Genomic DNA, 15,444 nt, shown 5'->3' on the forward strand with positions numbered 1-15,444 from the left:
TATGAACAATGTACGTGGCTGGACCCGCTGTTTCATTGCGCGAAGCTGGCCTGGGCTGCCGGGTAGAAGGTGGCTGCCAGCGACTGCAAGGTCGATGGCAGGCGTGGGCCGAGCCCTCCCACCAGTAGCGTTGGGTCCAGTGACACCAGGCGCTTTTCACGCACAGCCCGCGAGGCAGCCAGCGCGGGGTTTTCCTTCAACAGCGCCTGCAAGGCCTGCTCATCGGCCAGCGCCCGGTCGGAAAACACGATCACATCCGGGTCCAGCGCCGCCAAGGCTTCGTTGGAGAAGTTCTTGTAGCCCTGATGCTCTGCCAGGTTGTGCCCACCTGCCTGGCCCAGCAGCCAGTCACCCGCGGTGCCCTGCCCGGCAATCAGCGGCTTGGCCCCGGCATGGCCGACCAGCAGCAACACCCCGGGTGCCTTTTGCCCGGCCTGAGCCTGCTTGACCTTGGCCTGCACAGCCTCGAGTTGCTGGTGGTAACCCGCCGCCAACGCTGAAGCTCGCTGCTCTGCACCCAGCAGCTGCCCCAGATGCTTGAGGTTTTGATCCACCGCCGCCAGTTCGGCCTTGCTGGAGAACAGCTCGACCTGCACGCCGGCCTTGCGGATTTGCGCCAGCACCGGTGGCGGGCCCATTTCCTCGGTGCCCACCAGTACATCCGGGCGCAGGCTGAGAATGCCTTCCGCCGACAACTGCCGCTGGTAGCCCACACTGGGTAGTGACTTCAGCGATACCGGGTGCTGGCTGGTGGTGTCCACACCCACCAGCCGCGCTTCACCGCCCAGTGCGGTTATCCACTCGCTCAGGGCGCCACCCGCGCTGACCCAGCGTTGCGGCAACTCGGCCGCCAGGGCCTGGGTGGAGAGCACAAGGCTTGCGCACAGGGCGAGCAAGGCGACTGGACGGCGCATCATCGGGTTCCTTCTGAAGGCGAGCCGCGCGCCTTGTGGCGGGCGGCAGAACTGCGCACCATAGGTAGCCGGGCGCAGCGAATGCGAGCAATTTGATAATTATTCGCATTGAAGCGTCAAGTCATCATCTGTTTCTTGAGTCGTCCTTGCCATGCACTTCCTTTGTACCTCCCATGCTCTGGCCGAAGGCCAAAGCCGCGCCTTCAGCGTAGACGGCCTCGAACTGTTCGGCGTGCGCCGCCATGGCCAGGTGTACCTCTACCGCAACCGCTGCCCGCACCGCGGCATTGCGCTGAACTGGGCAGAAGATGCATTTCTCGATGACAGCGCCAGCCTCATCCACTGCGCCCACCATGGCGCGTTGTTCGTGGTCGAAAGCGGCGAGTGCGTGGCCGGGCCCTGCGAGGGTGAGCAATTGCAGGCCCAGGGCTGTCACGAAGACAGCCAGGGCATCTGGCTCACGGCGTAAGCAGCACCGGCAGGCGGCGATCAATCACAATGCCTTCGGCGTCCAGGCGGGTGCCGTAGGCCAGCACCTCTACCCCGTCCGCCACCGCAGCACGCAGGGCCTGTGCATAGCCTGCGTCGATTTCCTCGGCTGGGCGCACGGCGTCAATGCCAGTCAGGTTCACGCAATACAACTGCACCGCACGTATACCCTGCCGGGCCAGCTTCGCCAGCTCGCGCAGGTGCTTGGCACCGCGTTGGGTCACCGCATCGGGGAATGCTGCGACGGTGCTGTCGGGGTAGCCCAAGGTCACGCTCTTGACCTCGACATACGCTGGGGCACCGTCGAACTCCAGGCGAAAGTCGATGCGGCTACTTTCCTCACCGTACGCCACCTCGCGCTTTAGCGCGGTGAAACCGGCCAGTTCGGCGATGACGCCGGCCCGCAGCGCCTCTTCGACCAGCGCATTGGCCCGCCCGGTGTTCACACAGGCCAGCCGCCCCTGCGGAGTTTCGCTGATTTCCCAGGTGCCCGGCAGTTTGCGCTTGGGGTCGTTGGAGCGGCTGAACCACACCTGCCCGCCTTCACGCATGCAGTTGAGCATGGAGCCGGTGTTCGGGCAGTGAATGGTCAGCTGTTCACCGCTGGCCAGTTCGATATCCGCCAGAAAGCGCTTGTAACGGCGCAGCAGGCGGCCCTGTTCAAGTGAAGGAGAGAAACGCATCAGCCTTGCCAGCTCCGCAGGCCACGGGCAATGCGCTGCACCGCCTCTTCCAGGCGCGGCAGGCTCTGGGTGTAGGCAAAGCGCACATGGTGCCCGGCCAGGTGGCGGCCGAAGTCCAGGCCCGGGGTAAAGGCCACGTGCTCGGTTTCCAGGAAGTGCCGACAGAAGGCAAACGCATCACCGCCAAAGGCACTGATGTCGGCATACAGGTAGAACGCGCCCTGCGGCTCGACGGCAATGCGGAAGCCCAATTCGCGCAGGGCGGGCAACAGATAGTCGCGACGACGGGCGAACTCGGCCCGGCGCTCTTCGAAAATGGCCAGGCTTTCGGGCTGGAAGCATGCCAGCGCGGCATGCTGGGCCATGCTCGGTGCACTGATGTAAAGGTTCTGCGCCAGCTTCTCCAGGTCGGCCACCGCGCCGGGTGGGGCTACCAGCCAGCCAAGGCGCCAACCGGTCATGCCGTAATACTTGGAAAAACTATTCAGGACGAACGCCGAGTCGTCGACTTCCAGCACGCTTGGCGCGTCCATGCCATAAGTGAGGCCATGGTAGATCTCGTCAACCACCAGGTGGCCATGTCGCTCATGGATGGCTTTGGCAAGGCTGGCCAACTCTTCGCGCCCCAGCACGGTACCGGTCGGGTTAGCCGGCGACGCGACCAGGGCACCGACGGTGTCCTTGTCCCAGTAGCGCTCGACCAGGTCGGCGGTCAGTTGGTAATTCACCTCCGGGCCCACCGGCACCAGCTGCGCCCCGCCCTCGACCAGGCGCAGGAAGTGGCGATTGCACGGGTAACCCGGATCGGCCAGCAACCAGTGCTTGCCCGGGTCCACCAGCAGGCTGCTGGCCAGCAGCAGCGCACCAGACCCCCCCGGGGTAATAAGGATGCGCTCCGGGTCGATATTCAGGCCATAACGCTGGCCATAAAAGCCGGCAATCGCTTCACGCAGCGCCGGCAGGCCGCGTGCGGCGGTGTAGCGGGTGTGCCCGGCAGCCAGTGCGGCCTGCCCGGCGGCGACGATCGGTGCGGCCGTGGTGAAGTCCGGCTCGCCGATTTCCAGGTGGATCACGTCGTGCCCGGCCGCCTGCAGCTCGTTGGCCCGAGCCAGCAGCGCCATGACGTGGAAGGGTTCGATGGCGCGGCTGCGCGCACTGTAGGGGTGGGCCATGACCTTCTCTCAATTGGGTCTAAACTGGAGATTCTACCTCTGCACGCCACCGAACGTGCGGCTCACGCCGGTGTCAATAAGCAGGATCGGGCGGGGTAGCGCACCCCCGATCTATCTGGTAAGTTCGGCGGCTCGCAGTCGCAGGGCCGGCGGTCGCCGGAGATGGAGCATCCTGCGCATTGGATCAGATGAGTGAGAGGCGGTCTATTCATGTCCACCCTAGAAAAGCAAAAAGCCAGTCATAATCTTTATGGGGTCGAACCCTACCAGGTGGCCAAGGGTGAGGAGTACATGGGTGAGCCCATGCGCAAGCACTTCACCCAGATTCTGAATGGTTGGAAGCAGGAATTGATGATCGGCGTCGACAAGACCGTTGACCATATGAAGGAAGAAGCGGCCAACTTCGCCGACCCGGCAGACCGTGCCACGCAAGAGGAAGAGTTTGCCCTCGAACTGCGCGCACGTGACCGCGAGCGCAAGCTGATCAAGAAGATCGACAAGACCCTGCAGCTGATTCAGGACAAAGAGTATGGCTGGTGCGAAGGCTGCGGCATCGAAATCGGCGTACGCCGCCTCGAAGCCCGTCCTACCGCCGACCTGTGCTTCGACTGCAAGGAAATCGCCGAGAAAAAGGAAAAAACGGTCGGCAAAGGCTGATCTTTCTTCCACCTGAACGGGGCGCTTGATGCGCCCCGTTTCATTTATATGCCCAGCCTGACCATGACCGACTCCAGCTACATCGGGCGCTTCGCCCCCACCCCCAGCGGCTTCCTGCACTTCGGCTCGCTGGTTGCCGCCCTCGCCTCCTGGCTTGATGCCCGTGCTGTCAACGGCCGCTGGCTGCTGCGCATGGAAGACACCGACCCACCCCGGGAAATGCCCGGTGCCCGTGATGCGATCCTGCAAACCCTGGAGCGTTACGGGCTGGAATGGGATGGCGAGGTCGTGTTCCAGAGCCAGCGGCACGATGCCTATGCCGCAGTCGTCGACCGCCTGTTCAACATGGGCCTGGCCTATGCCTGTACCTGCTCGCGCAAGCAGCTGGAGGGTTACAACGGCATCTATCCAGGCTTGTGCCGCAACGCCGGTCATGCCCGTGAAGGTGCGGCAATCCGCTTGCGCGTGCCAGAGCTGATCTACCGCTTTACCGACAGGGTGCAGGGCGAGTACCAGCAACACCTGGGGCGTGAGGTGGGCGACTTCGTCATCCAGCGCCGCGACGGGCTGTATGCGTACCAGCTGGCGGTGGTGCTGGACGATGCCTGGCAACGTGTTACAGACATCGTGCGTGGCGCCGACCTGCTCGACAACACCCCGCGCCAGCTGTACCTGCAGGAACTGCTGGGCTTCTCGCAGCCGCGCTACCTGCATATTCCGCTGATCGTGCAGCCGGATGGCCACAAGCTGGGCAAATCGTACCGCTCTCCACCCCTGCAGGCGGAGCATGCTACACCGCTGCTGTTGCGGGCATTGCGGGCGCTTGGGCAGGAAGCAGACCCCGACTTGCTGCTGGCTACGCCGGCTGAAGTGTTGGCGATAGCCCGCCAGCAGTGGCGGCCGGAGGCGATTGCACAGCGAACCACGGTGCCTGAAGCTGATTTGCGCTAAGCCTCGGATCTGACCGGCCAATGCGGTCAGTGTAGGAGCGGCCTTGTGTCGCGATGGGCTGCAAAGCAGCCCCGGCAATATGTGCGATGTTGCTGAAATCCTGGGGCCGCTGCGCGCCCCATCGCGACACAAGGCCGCTCCTACAGGGATCGCATAAAGCTGAAAACCGCGCATCTCACCGAGAATCAAAAGCCCAATAATTTCAAAACCTTGGCTAACGCAATGGATTCCCGCTAGCATCCCCCCCGTCATTTGCGCCAATAATAAGTCCAAGCCCGCAGCGCCCAACCATCGAGGCCAGCATGTACATCTATCGTTTGGTCCTGCTTCTGGTCGTGGGGATCTACCTGTTCTCCCCGGCCATCATGGACTGGTGGATCGAACCGACCGGAGCCTGGTACCGCCCCTACCTGCTCTGGCTGATCCTGATCGTCGTCACCTTCATCCTGCAGAGCCAACGAGATGCCGATGAGCTTTAGCCTGACCCAGATGATCCTGATCAGCGCCGGGTACCTCATGGTGCTGTTCGGCGTGGCCTGGATCAGCGAACGAGGGTTGATCCCGCGCTCGATCATCCGCCACCCGCTCACCTACACGCTGTCGCTGGGCGTGTACGCCAGTGCCTGGGCCTTTTATGGCTCGGTGGGCCTGGCCTACCAATATGGCTACGGCTTCCTTGCCTGTTACCTGGGGGTGTCCGGCGCGTTCCTGCTGGCACCGGTGCTGCTCTACCCGATCCTGAAGATCACCCGCACCTACCAGCTGTCATCGCTGGCCGACCTGCTGGCGTTCCGCTTCCGCAGCACCTGGGCCGGGGCACTCACCACCATCATCATGCTGATCGGCGTACTGCCTTTGCTGGCGCTGCAGATCCAGGCGGTAGCCGACTCGATCAGCATCCTCACCGGTGAGCCGGTCAAGGCCAGGGTAGCCTTCGCCTTCTGTGCGCTGATCATTCTGTTCACCATCTTCTTCGGCTCGCGGCACATCGCCACGCGCGAAAAACACGAAGGGCTAGTGTTCGCCATCGCCTTCGAGTCGGTGATCAAGCTGCTGGCCCTTGGGGGTATTGGGCTTTACGCCCTGTACGGCGTATTCGGCGGCCCGCACGAGCTGGAAGTGTGGCTGCTGCAGAACCAGACCGCCCTGGCCGCGCTGCATACCCCGCTGCAAGAAGGCCCATGGCGCACCCTGCTGCTGGTGTTCTTCGCCTCGGCCATCGTCATGCCGCACATGTACCACATGGCCTTCACCGAAAACCTCAACCCGCGCTCGCTGGTCAGTGCCAGCTGGGGCCTGCCGCTGTTCCTGCTGCTGATGAGCCTGGCCGTGCCGCTGGTGCTGTGGGCCGGGCTGCGCCTGGGCGCCACGACCAACCCCGAGTACTTCACCCTGGGCCTGGGGATTGCCGCCAACAACGAAGCATTGGCACTGCTGGCCTACGTCGGCGGCTTGTCGGCTGCCAGCGGCCTGATCATCGTCACCACCCTGGCGTTGTCTGGCATGGCCCTCAACCACCTGGTGCTGCCGCTGTACCAGCCACCGGCCGAAGGCAACATCTACCGTTGGCTGAAGTGGACCCGCCGCGCGCTGATCGTCGCCATCATCACCGCCGGCTTCATGTTCTACCTGACCCAGAACAACCACCAGAGCCTGGCCAATCTGGGCATCGTCGCCTTCGTCGCCACCCTGCAGTTCCTGCCGGGTGTGCTGTCGGTGCTGTACTGGCCCACCGCCAACCGCCGCGGCTTCATTGCCGGTTTGCTGGCCGGTACCCTGGTGTGGCTGGTGACCATGCTGCTGCCCCTGCTGGGCAACCTGCAGGGCTTCTACATCCCGCTGCTGGACATGATCTATGTGCTGGACGATACCAGCTGGCACATGGCGGCCATTGCCTCGCTGGCGGCCAACGTGCTGCTGTTCACCCTGATCTCGCTGTTCACCAACGCCAGCACAGAAGAAGTCAGCGCGGCAGAAGCCTGCGCCGTGGATAACGTGCGCCGCCCGCAACGCCGCGAGTTGCATGCCGCCTCCCCGCAGGAGTTCGCCACCCAACTGGCCAAGCCGCTGGGCGCCAAGGCCGCACAAAAGGAAGTGGAACAGGCCCTGCGTGACCTCTACCTGCCGTTCGACGAGCGCCGCCCATACGCCTTGCGCCGCCTGCGCGACCGCATCGAGGCCAACCTGTCTGGCCTGATGGGGCCGAGCGTGGCGCAGGACATGGTCGAAACCTTCCTGCCGTACAAGTCCGGTAACGAAAACTACGTAACCGAAGACATCCATTTCATCGAAAGCCGCCTGGAAGACTATCACTCGCGCCTGACCGGCCTGGCCGCCGAGCTCGACGCCCTGCGCCGCTACCACCGCCAGACCCTGCAGGAGCTGCCCATGGGCGTCTGCTCGCTGGCCAAGGACCAGGAAATCCTGATGTGGAACAAGGCCATGGAAGAGCTTACCGGCATCGCCGCCAAGCACGTGGTCGGCTCGCGCCTGATCACCATTGCCGAGCCCTGGCGCGGCCTGCTGCAGGGTTTTATCAACGTGCCTGACGAGCACCTGCACAAGCAACGCCTGGCGCTGGACGGCCAGCCGCGCTGGCTGAACCTGCACAAGGCGGCCATCGACGAGCCGCTGGCACCTGGTAACAGTGGCCTGGTACTGCTGGTGGAAGACCTTACCGAAACCCAGGCTCTGGAAGACAAGCTGGTGCACTCCGAGCGCCTGGCCAGCATCGGCCGCCTGGCCGCCGGCGTGGCCCACGAAATCGGCAACCCGATTACCGGTATCGCCTGCCTGGCGCAGAACCTGCGCGAAGAACGCGAAGGCGACGGCGAAATCATCGAGCTGTCCAGCCAGATCCTCGAACAGACCAAACGTGTGTCGCGCATCGTCCAGTCGTTGATGAGCTTCGCCCATGCCGGCGGCAGCCACCAGAACAGCGAAGAACCGGTGTGCCTGGCCGAGGTGGCGCAGGACGCCATCGGTCTGCTGGCCTTGAACCGGCGCAATTTCGAAGTACAGTTCTTCAACCTCTGCAACCCGGACCACTGGGCCGAAGGGGACCCGCAGCGCCTGGCCCAGGTGCTGATCAACCTGCTCTCCAACGCCCGTGACGCATCAAAGCCCGGCAGCGCCGTGCGCGTGCGCAGCGAGGTCAGTGAGCACACCGTCGACCTGATCGTAGAGGACGAGGGCAGCGGGATACCGAAGAGCATCATGGACCGCCTGTTCGAACCCTTCTTCACCACCAAGGACCCGGGCGAGGGAACCGGACTGGGGCTCGCTCTGGTCTATTCCATCGTGGAAGAGCATTATGGGCAAATCACCATCGACAGCCCGGCCGATATCGAACGGCAACGTGGCACCCGGATCCGCGTGACCCTGCCCCGGCATGTCGTAGCGACGTCCCCTGAAATTCGAGACCGTCGAGAGAATTGAATCAATGCCGCACATTCTGATCGTCGAAGACGAAACCATCATCCGCTCGGCCTTGCGTCGTCTGCTCGAGCGGAACCAGTACCAGGTCAGCGAAGCCGGCTCGGTGCAGGAAGCCCAGGAACGCTTCAGCATTGCCACCTTCGACCTGATTGTCAGTGACCTGCGCCTGCCAGGCGCGCCCGGCACCGAGCTGATCAAGCTTGGCCAGGGCACCCCGGTGCTGATCATGACCAGCTACGCCAGCCTGCGCTCGGCGGTGGACTCGATGAAAATGGGCGCGGTGGACTACATCGCCAAGCCTTTCGACCACGACGAAATGCTGCAGGCCGTGGCGCGTATCCTGCGCGACCGGCAGAACGCCCCGGCCGCCGCACCGGCTGCCGAGCCACGTGCCACCAATGGCAAGGCCGCCCCGGCCGACAAAGGCAGCGCGGCTGCGGCCAATGGCGAAATCGGCATCATCGGCTCGTGCCCACCGATGCAGGACATGTACAGCAAGATCCGCAAGGTGGCGCCCACCGACTCCAACGTGCTGATCCAGGGCGAGTCGGGTACCGGTAAAGAACTGGTGGCCCGCGCCCTGCACAACCTGTCACGCCGGGCCAAGGCACCGATGATCTCGGTGAACTGTGCCGCCATCCCCGAGACACTGATCGAGTCCGAACTGTTCGGTCACGAAAAAGGCGCGTTCACTGGCGCCAGCGCCGGGCGCGCGGGCCTTGTAGAAGCCGCCGACGGCGGCACGCTGTTCCTCGACGAAATCGGCGAACTGCCGCTGGAAGCCCAGGCCCGCCTGCTGCGCGTGCTGCAGGAAGGCGAGATTCGCCGGGTGGGTTCGGTGCAATCGCAAAAGGTCGATGTGCGCCTGATCGCCGCGACCCACCGCGACCTGAAGAACCTGGCCAAGGCCGGCCAGTTCCGCGAAGACCTTTACTACCGCCTGCACGTGATCGCCCTGAAGCTGCCTGCCCTGCGCGAGCGCGGCAGCGATGTCAACGAGATCGCCAGCGCCTTCCTCGCTCGCCAGAGCGCGCGCATCGGCCGCGACGACCTGCATTTCTCGGCCGAAGCCGAGCAGGCCATTCGTCATTACAGCTGGCCGGGTAACGTGCGTGAACTGGAAAACGCCGTGGAGCGCGCGGTGATTCTCAGCGAGAGCGCAGAAATTTCTGCCGAGCTGCTGGGCATCGACATCGAGCTGAGCGACCTGGAAGAGGACGAGATCCTCAACAATGCCCTGGTGGTGGCCAGTGCTGCCAATGCCAGCCACGAGCCGACCGAGGACCTGTCGCTGGAAGACTACTTCCAGCACTTCGTGCTCGAGCACCAGGACCACATGACCGAGACCGAACTGGCACGCAAGCTAGGCGTCAGCCGCAAGTGCCTGTGGGAACGCCGTCAGCGCCTGGGCATCCCACGGCGCAAGAGCAACGCTACCAGCGAATAACTCACCTGCCTGGGCGGGAGGTTCCTCCTGCCCCTTCTCTACCAGCCTTACCGGCGTATTCGCGGGCTCGCCCGCTCCCACAGGGACCGCACAACTTCGCAGTCTGTGGTGATCCTGTGGGAGCGGGCAAGCCCGCGAAAGGGCCGGCACAGCCACCGCGCACACCCCAGGTAACACATCAGTCCCCGCAAAAATCTGTTACCCAACCTTTCCGCCGTAACAGTTCCCGAGGCGTACGGTAACGAAATTGCGACATTTTGAGCGTCGCGAAAACTGCCAGAAAGCCTCAACCCCTTGATTTTACTGGGTTTGCAAAAGTTGGCACGGCACCTGCTATATGCTTAGTACAAAAACAATAACAAGCACTGCAACCTAAAATAAGAACAAGACGAAACGGCTCACGCACAATAAAAACAAGACGGCGGAGGCGCAGCTAACTGATTCTTTTGGAGAGGATGCGTGTTTGGGGCTTGCCCCACGACCAGGCAGAGAACAACAAAAACTGCACTAAAAAGCAGCGCCTGAACTGGTTGGATCGACAGATCAACGTGACATCAGCGGCCAAAGCAATCCGTTTGCTCTTAACCCCTGGATTGGGGGTCGTCCACAAGCTTCGAGATTTGTGGGCAGGGCACTCAACAAAAACAAGAAGCCCAGTAAAAAAAACAATAAGAGCACGCAACGACTTCTTGGGGAGCTTAGGCTCCCCTTGTCGTTTCTACCCTTCTGGCAGCCATCCTGCTACCCGCCTACACCATTCCCCGAGTAAATGCTAGAATCCCCGCCCATCATGCGGCCATTCTCCTATTCTTGGCCGAACATTCCTTCACACAGTGCATCCCATGCTGAAGAAGCTGTTCCAGTCTTTCCGCCCGCCCGTACCGGGCCCGCACCACAGGCGCACCACGCCTGAGGTGATCAACAAGAGCCAGCACTCGCTGCAGCGCCACCAGTTCAGCCGCCACGCGGTGAACATCGTGGAACGCCTGCAGAGCGCCGGTTACCAGGCTTACCTGGTCGGTGGCTGTGTCCGCGACCTGATGCTGGGCATCACGCCGAAGGACTTCGACGTCGCCACCAGCGCCACCCCCGAACAGGTCCGTGCCGAGTTCCGTAACGCGCGCATCATTGGTCGCCGCTTCAAGCTGGTCCACGTGCATTTCGGCCGTGAGATCATCGAAGTTGCCACCTTCCGCGCCCCCCACTCGGAAGACGACGGGGGCGACAGCCACCGTTCGTCGCACAATTCCAGTGGCCGCATCCTGCGTGACAACGTATACGGCACCTTGGAAGAAGACGCGCAACGTCGCGACTTCACCATCAATGCCCTGTACTACGATCCGGTCAGCGAGCGCATTCTCGATTACGCCAACGGTGTGCACGATGTACGCAACCGCCTGCTGCGGCTGATCGGCGACCCGACCCACCGCTACCAGGAAGACCCGGTGCGCATGCTGCGCGCGGTGCGTTTCGCCGCCAAGCTGGACTTCGGTATCGAGAAGCACACGGTCCAGCCGATCCGCGAACTGGCCCCGCTGCTGCGCGAGATCCCGCCGGCACGGCTGTTTGAGGAATGCCTCAAGCTGTTCCTCTCCGGCCAAGGCGCCATCGCCTTCGAAATGCTGGTCGACCTGCAGCTGTTCGAGCCGTTGTTCCCGGCCAGTGCACACGCCCTGGACGAGCGCCCGACCTACGCCCACACACTGATCAGCCAGGCGTTGCAAAACACCGACCTGCGCGTGAAGCAGGGCAAACCGGTAACCCCGGCGTTCCTGTTCGCCGCGCTGCTGTGGCCAGCCCTGCCGGCCCGTGTGCTGCACCTGCAGAACCAGGGCGTACCGCCGATACCGGCCATGAACGGTGCGGCACACGACCTGATCGCCGAACAATGCGCGCGCATCGCCATTCCCAAGCGCTTCACCCTGCCGATCCGCGAGATCTGGGACATGCAGGAGCGCCTGCCACGGCGCAGCGGCAAACGCGCCGACATGCTGCTGGACAACCCACGCTTCCGCGCCGGTTACGACTTCCTGCTGCTGCGTGAAAGCGCCGGGGAAGAAACCGACGATCTCGGCCAGTGGTGGACTGACTACCAGGATGCCAACGACAGCGAGCGTCGCGAGATGATTCGCGAGCTGGGCAGCCGTGACGAAGGCACCGGTGCCGGCCCGCGCAAACGCAAACGCAGCGCCAGCAAACGCAAGCGCGGTGGTGACGAGGCGTCCGAGTGAAAACTCGCGCCTACGTCGGCCTGGGCAGCAACCTGGACGCACCTGCCGAGCAACTGCGCAGTGCGTTGCGGGCGCTTGACCAGGTCGAGGGAACGCGCCTGGTGGCGGCTTCGGCCTTGTACACCAGCGATTCGCTGCTACCCGGCCAACCGCGTTACACCAACGCTGTCGCCGCCCTGGACACCGCACTGCCGCCACTTGCGCTGCTCGATGCGCTGCAAGCCATCGAGAACGGCCAGGGCCGCGTGCGCAAGGAACGCTGGGGCCCCCGCACGCTGGACCTGGACATCCTGCTGTTCGGTGACCAGGTACTCGACGAGCCACGCCTGAAAGTGCCGCATTACCACATGCATGCCCGGCCTTTCGTGCTGTACCCACTGGCCGAACTGGTGCCTGACGATTTCCACCTGGCCGATGGCCGCGCCCTCGCGCAACTGCTCGACGACTGCCCGCTCGTCGGCCTTGAACGCCTGTAAAACGGGCGTTCCAGCCTTGCAATCTGGCACGGTAACGCCAGTAACACCCTGATCGTAACAATGCGGTAACAGGGTGATTGACTTCCCCCACCTCGCTCACGACTATAGGCGTCCCGTGTGGCACCAAAGTGCCGCATACCCGTATTTAGGCCCGGACGGACCTGTGCCCGAACATCACGCGCGATGATGTGCCGCTCCGGAAGATGACTACACGCGTTGAATGCAGTCGTTTTTTACAGCGCCTGAACGAGGATTTTCCGACATGCCTGAAGTAACCCTTACCACCCTCAATGGCCTCAAGGCCAAGGGTGAAAAAATCACCATGCTGACCTGCTACGACGCGACCTTCGCCAAAGTTGTCAGCCAGGCCGGCGTAGAAGTGTTGCTGGTGGGCGACTCGCTGGGGATGGTCTTGCAGGGCCACGACAGCACCCTGCCGGTAACCACGGCGGACATGGCCTACCACACGGCCAGTGTCAAACGTGGCAATGACGGCGCGCTGATCCTCGCCGACCTGCCGTTCATGGCGCATGCCACCCCAGAGCTTGCCTTTGCCAACAGCGCCACGCTGATGCAGGCCGGCGCCCACATGGTCAAGATCGAAGGCGCGGCCTGGCTGGCCGAAACCATCCGTCTGCTGGCTGAGCGCGGCGTGCCGGTGTGTGCGCACATGGGCCTGACCCCGCAAACCGTCAACGTGCTGGGCGGCTACAAGGTGCAAGGCCGCCAGGAAGCCCAGGCCCGGCAGATGCGCGCCGACGCCATCGCCCTCGAACAGGCCGGTGCAGCCATGCTGCTGCTAGAGTGCGTGCCCAGCGAACTGGCTGCAGAAATCACCAATGCCGTGGCCATTCCGGTGATCGGTATTGGCGCCGGCAGCGCCACCGATGGCCAGGTGCTGGTGCTGCACGACATGCTCGGCCTGTCGCTGAGCGGCCGGGTACCGAAGTTCGTGAAGAACTTCATGCAAGGCCAGCCGGATATCCACAGCGCCCTCGTCGCTTACGTCGAGGCGGTCAAGCAAGTCAGCTTCCCTGGTAGCGAACACGGGTTCAGTGCATGAATACAGTCAAGACCGTCCGCGAACTGCGCGCCGCCGTCGCCCGCGCCCGCGGTGAAGGCAAGCGCATCGCCTTCGTGCCGACCATGGGCAACCTGCACAGTGGCCACGCAGCCCTGGTAACCAAGGCTGCGCAGCGCGCCGATTTCGTGGTGGCCAGCATCTTCGTCAACCCGCTGCAGTTCGGCGCCAACGAAGACCTCGACAAGTACCCGCGCACCCTGGCCGCAGACCAGGAGCGCCTGCTGCAGGCCGGCTGCAACCTGCTGTTCGCGCCCACCGCCGAAGAGATGTACCCCGACGGCATGAGCGTGCAAACCCGCGTCAGCGTGCCCCACCTTTCCGAAGGCCTGTGCGGCGCCAGCCGGCCCGGGCATTTCGAAGGCGTGGCCACCGTGGTCAGCAAGCTGTTCAACATGGTCCAGCCTGACCTTGCCGTGTTCGGTGAAAAGGACTTCCAGCAGCTGGCGGTGATCCGCGCCATGGTGCGCGACCTGAACATGCCGGTCCAGATCATTGGCGAGCCCACTGTGCGCGCCGAAGATGGCCTGGCGCTGTCGTCGCGCAATGGCTACCTCACGCCGGAACAGCGTACGACCGCGCCCGTGTTGTACCGCACGTTGCAGCACATTGCGGCGGCCATTGGCCATGGCCAGCGCGACTTTGCCACGCTGGTCGCCGAAGGCCAGGCGCAACTAAGCGCTGCGGGTTTCCGACCGGATTACCTGGAAGTGCGCCATGCCGTGAGCCTGCGCCCGGCAGTGATCGATGACCGCGACCTGGTGGTGATTGCGGCGGCTTACCTGGGTAACACGCGGTTGATCGACAACCTTTACCTGCATGTGGAAGACAAAACCGCATAACGGCCTGGGGCTGCCATGCAGCCCATTCGCGGGACAAGCCCGCTCCCACAGGTCTGCACTTTCCCCTGGAAACATACATCCCGTGTGGGAGCGGGCTTGACCCGCGAATGGGGCGCAAAGCGCCTCCAAAATCACCGTGCCATACCCATTCCCAGCGCGTGGCCTTTGCCTATAATGATGCCAGCCTGAACCCGGCAATGACTGCCGTGTCCAAGGCATCACCACGCACCAAGGGAACCCCGCGCAATGGCGTATTACCGTACTCCCCACGATGTGACGGCCCTGCCCGCCTGGCAGGCGCTTCAGCAACACCGCGACGCCATGCAAGGCTTCAGCATGCGCGAAGCCTTCGCCGCCGATGCCCAACGCTTCGACCAGTTCTCCCTGAGCTGCTGCGGCCTGTTCCTCGACTACTCGAAAAACCTGATCACCGATCAAAGCCGCGACCTGCTGGTCAACCTGGCCAACGAAGTAGGCCTGCAAGACGCCATCAAATCGATGTTCAGCGGCGAAATCATCAATGCCTCCGAAGGCCGCCCGGTGCTGCACACCGCACTGCGCCGGCCCGTGGGCGACAAGCTCAGCGTCAACGGCGTGAACGTCATGCCGGAAGTACACAAGGTACTCAACCAGATCACCGAACTGGTCGGGCGCATCCACGACGGCCTGTGGCGCGGCTACAGCGAAAAGCCGATCACCGACGTGGTCAACATCGGCATCGGCGGCTCGTTCCTTGGCCCCGAGCTGGTTTCCGAGGCGCTGCTGCCCTACGCCCAGCGTGGCGTACGCTGCCACTACCTGGCGAACATCGACGGCAGCGAGTTCCACGAACTGTCGGCCAACCTGCGCGCCGAAACCACCCTGTTCATCGTCTCGTCGAAGTCGTTCAACACCCTCGAGACCCTGAAAAACGCCATGGCCGCGCGCACCTGGTACCTGGCCCAGGGTGGCTCGGAAGCCGAGCTGTACCGCCACTTCATCGCGGTTTCCAGCAACAAGGCCGCCGCCGTGGCCTTCGGTATTCGCGAAGAGAACATCTTCCCGATGTGGGACTGGGTGGGTG

At 63.4% G+C, this 15,444-nt stretch carries 13 protein-coding genes and 1 pseudogene; 11 read left to right on the plus strand and 3 right to left on the minus strand.

Annotated elements, in window-relative coordinates; all coding sequences use genetic code 11:
- Positions 1–32: 32 nt before the first annotated feature.
- Positions 33–917, minus strand: a complete 885-nt coding sequence (locus tag AK81_RS25275) for a heme/hemin ABC transporter substrate-binding protein (protein ID WP_043203641.1) — start codon at positions 915–917, stop codon at positions 33–35.
- 148 nt (positions 918–1,065) lie between these two features.
- On the opposite strand from AK81_RS25275, the gene AK81_RS25280 reads away from it, so the two are divergent.
- Positions 1,066–1,383 (plus strand): Rieske (2Fe-2S) protein, encoded by a 318-nt coding sequence (locus AK81_RS25280; protein WP_043203644.1) that lies wholly within the window; start codon positions 1,066–1,068, stop codon positions 1,381–1,383.
- Here the strand turns inward: AK81_RS25280 and sfsA are convergent.
- On the minus strand, positions 1,373–2,086 hold the full coding sequence (gene sfsA / locus AK81_RS25285) for a DNA/RNA nuclease SfsA (RefSeq protein WP_043203647.1): 714 nt from the start codon (positions 2,084–2,086) through the stop codon (positions 1,373–1,375). The genes AK81_RS25280 and sfsA overlap by 11 nt on opposite strands.
- Positions 2,086–3,258: a pyridoxal phosphate-dependent aminotransferase gene (locus tag AK81_RS25290; RefSeq protein ID WP_043203649.1), complete on the minus strand. Its 1,173-nt coding sequence runs from the start codon at positions 3,256–3,258 to the stop codon at positions 2,086–2,088. The genes sfsA and AK81_RS25290 overlap by 1 nt, the downstream gene beginning before the upstream one ends.
- Positions 3,259–3,468: 210 nt before the next feature.
- Here AK81_RS25290 and dksA point away from each other — a divergent pair, with 210 nt between their 5' ends.
- From dksA to AK81_RS25340, 10 genes and pseudogenes are all read left to right on the plus strand, one after another.
- Positions 3,469–3,915 (plus strand): RNA polymerase-binding protein DksA, encoded by a 447-nt coding sequence (dksA, locus tag AK81_RS25295; RefSeq protein WP_043203651.1) that lies wholly within the window; start codon positions 3,469–3,471, stop codon positions 3,913–3,915.
- 63 nt (positions 3,916–3,978) lie between these two features.
- The gene (gluQRS, locus tag AK81_RS25300) at positions 3,979–4,866 is read left to right on the plus strand and encodes a tRNA glutamyl-Q(34) synthetase GluQRS (RefSeq protein ID WP_043203663.1); all 888 of its coding nucleotides are present in this window, start codon (positions 3,979–3,981) and stop codon (positions 4,864–4,866) included.
- Between the two features lie 302 nt (positions 4,867–5,168).
- Positions 5,169–5,345, plus strand: coding sequence for a hypothetical protein (locus tag AK81_RS29985; protein WP_003250005.1), 177 nt, complete (start codon positions 5,169–5,171; stop codon positions 5,343–5,345).
- Positions 5,329–8,304, plus strand: a complete 2,976-nt coding sequence (locus AK81_RS25310) for a sensor histidine kinase (protein ID WP_162491988.1) — start codon at positions 5,329–5,331, stop codon at positions 8,302–8,304. Before AK81_RS29985 ends, AK81_RS25310 begins: the two co-directional genes overlap by 17 nt.
- 4 nt (positions 8,305–8,308) lie before the next feature.
- Positions 8,309–9,751 (plus strand): sigma-54-dependent transcriptional regulator, encoded by a 1,443-nt coding sequence (locus AK81_RS25315; RefSeq protein ID WP_043203653.1) that lies wholly within the window; start codon positions 8,309–8,311, stop codon positions 9,749–9,751.
- A gap of 842 nt (positions 9,752–10,593) precedes the next feature.
- On the plus strand, positions 10,594–11,982 hold the full coding sequence (locus AK81_RS25320; protein ID WP_043203655.1) for a polynucleotide adenylyltransferase PcnB: 1,389 nt from the start codon (positions 10,594–10,596) through the stop codon (positions 11,980–11,982).
- Positions 11,979–12,458, plus strand: a complete 480-nt coding sequence (gene folK / locus AK81_RS25325) for a 2-amino-4-hydroxy-6-hydroxymethyldihydropteridine diphosphokinase (RefSeq protein WP_043203656.1) — start codon at positions 11,979–11,981, stop codon at positions 12,456–12,458. Before AK81_RS25320 ends, folK begins: the two co-directional genes overlap by 4 nt.
- A gap of 262 nt (positions 12,459–12,720) precedes the next feature.
- On the plus strand, positions 12,721–13,521 hold the full coding sequence (panB, locus tag AK81_RS25330) for a 3-methyl-2-oxobutanoate hydroxymethyltransferase (protein WP_043203657.1): 801 nt from the start codon (positions 12,721–12,723) through the stop codon (positions 13,519–13,521).
- Entirely contained in the window at positions 13,518–14,381 is an 864-nt protein-coding gene (gene panC / locus AK81_RS25335) for a pantoate--beta-alanine ligase (RefSeq protein WP_043203659.1), read from the plus strand. Before panB ends, panC begins: the two co-directional genes overlap by 4 nt.
- A 246-nt stretch (positions 14,382–14,627) precedes the next feature.
- A pseudogene (locus AK81_RS25340) lies at positions 14,628–15,444 on the plus strand (glucose-6-phosphate isomerase); the annotation flags it as partial.

The organism is Pseudomonas putida W15Oct28 (genome assembly GCF_000708715.2).
Lineage (GTDB): Bacteria > Pseudomonadota > Gammaproteobacteria > Pseudomonadales > Pseudomonadaceae > Aquipseudomonas > Aquipseudomonas putida_R.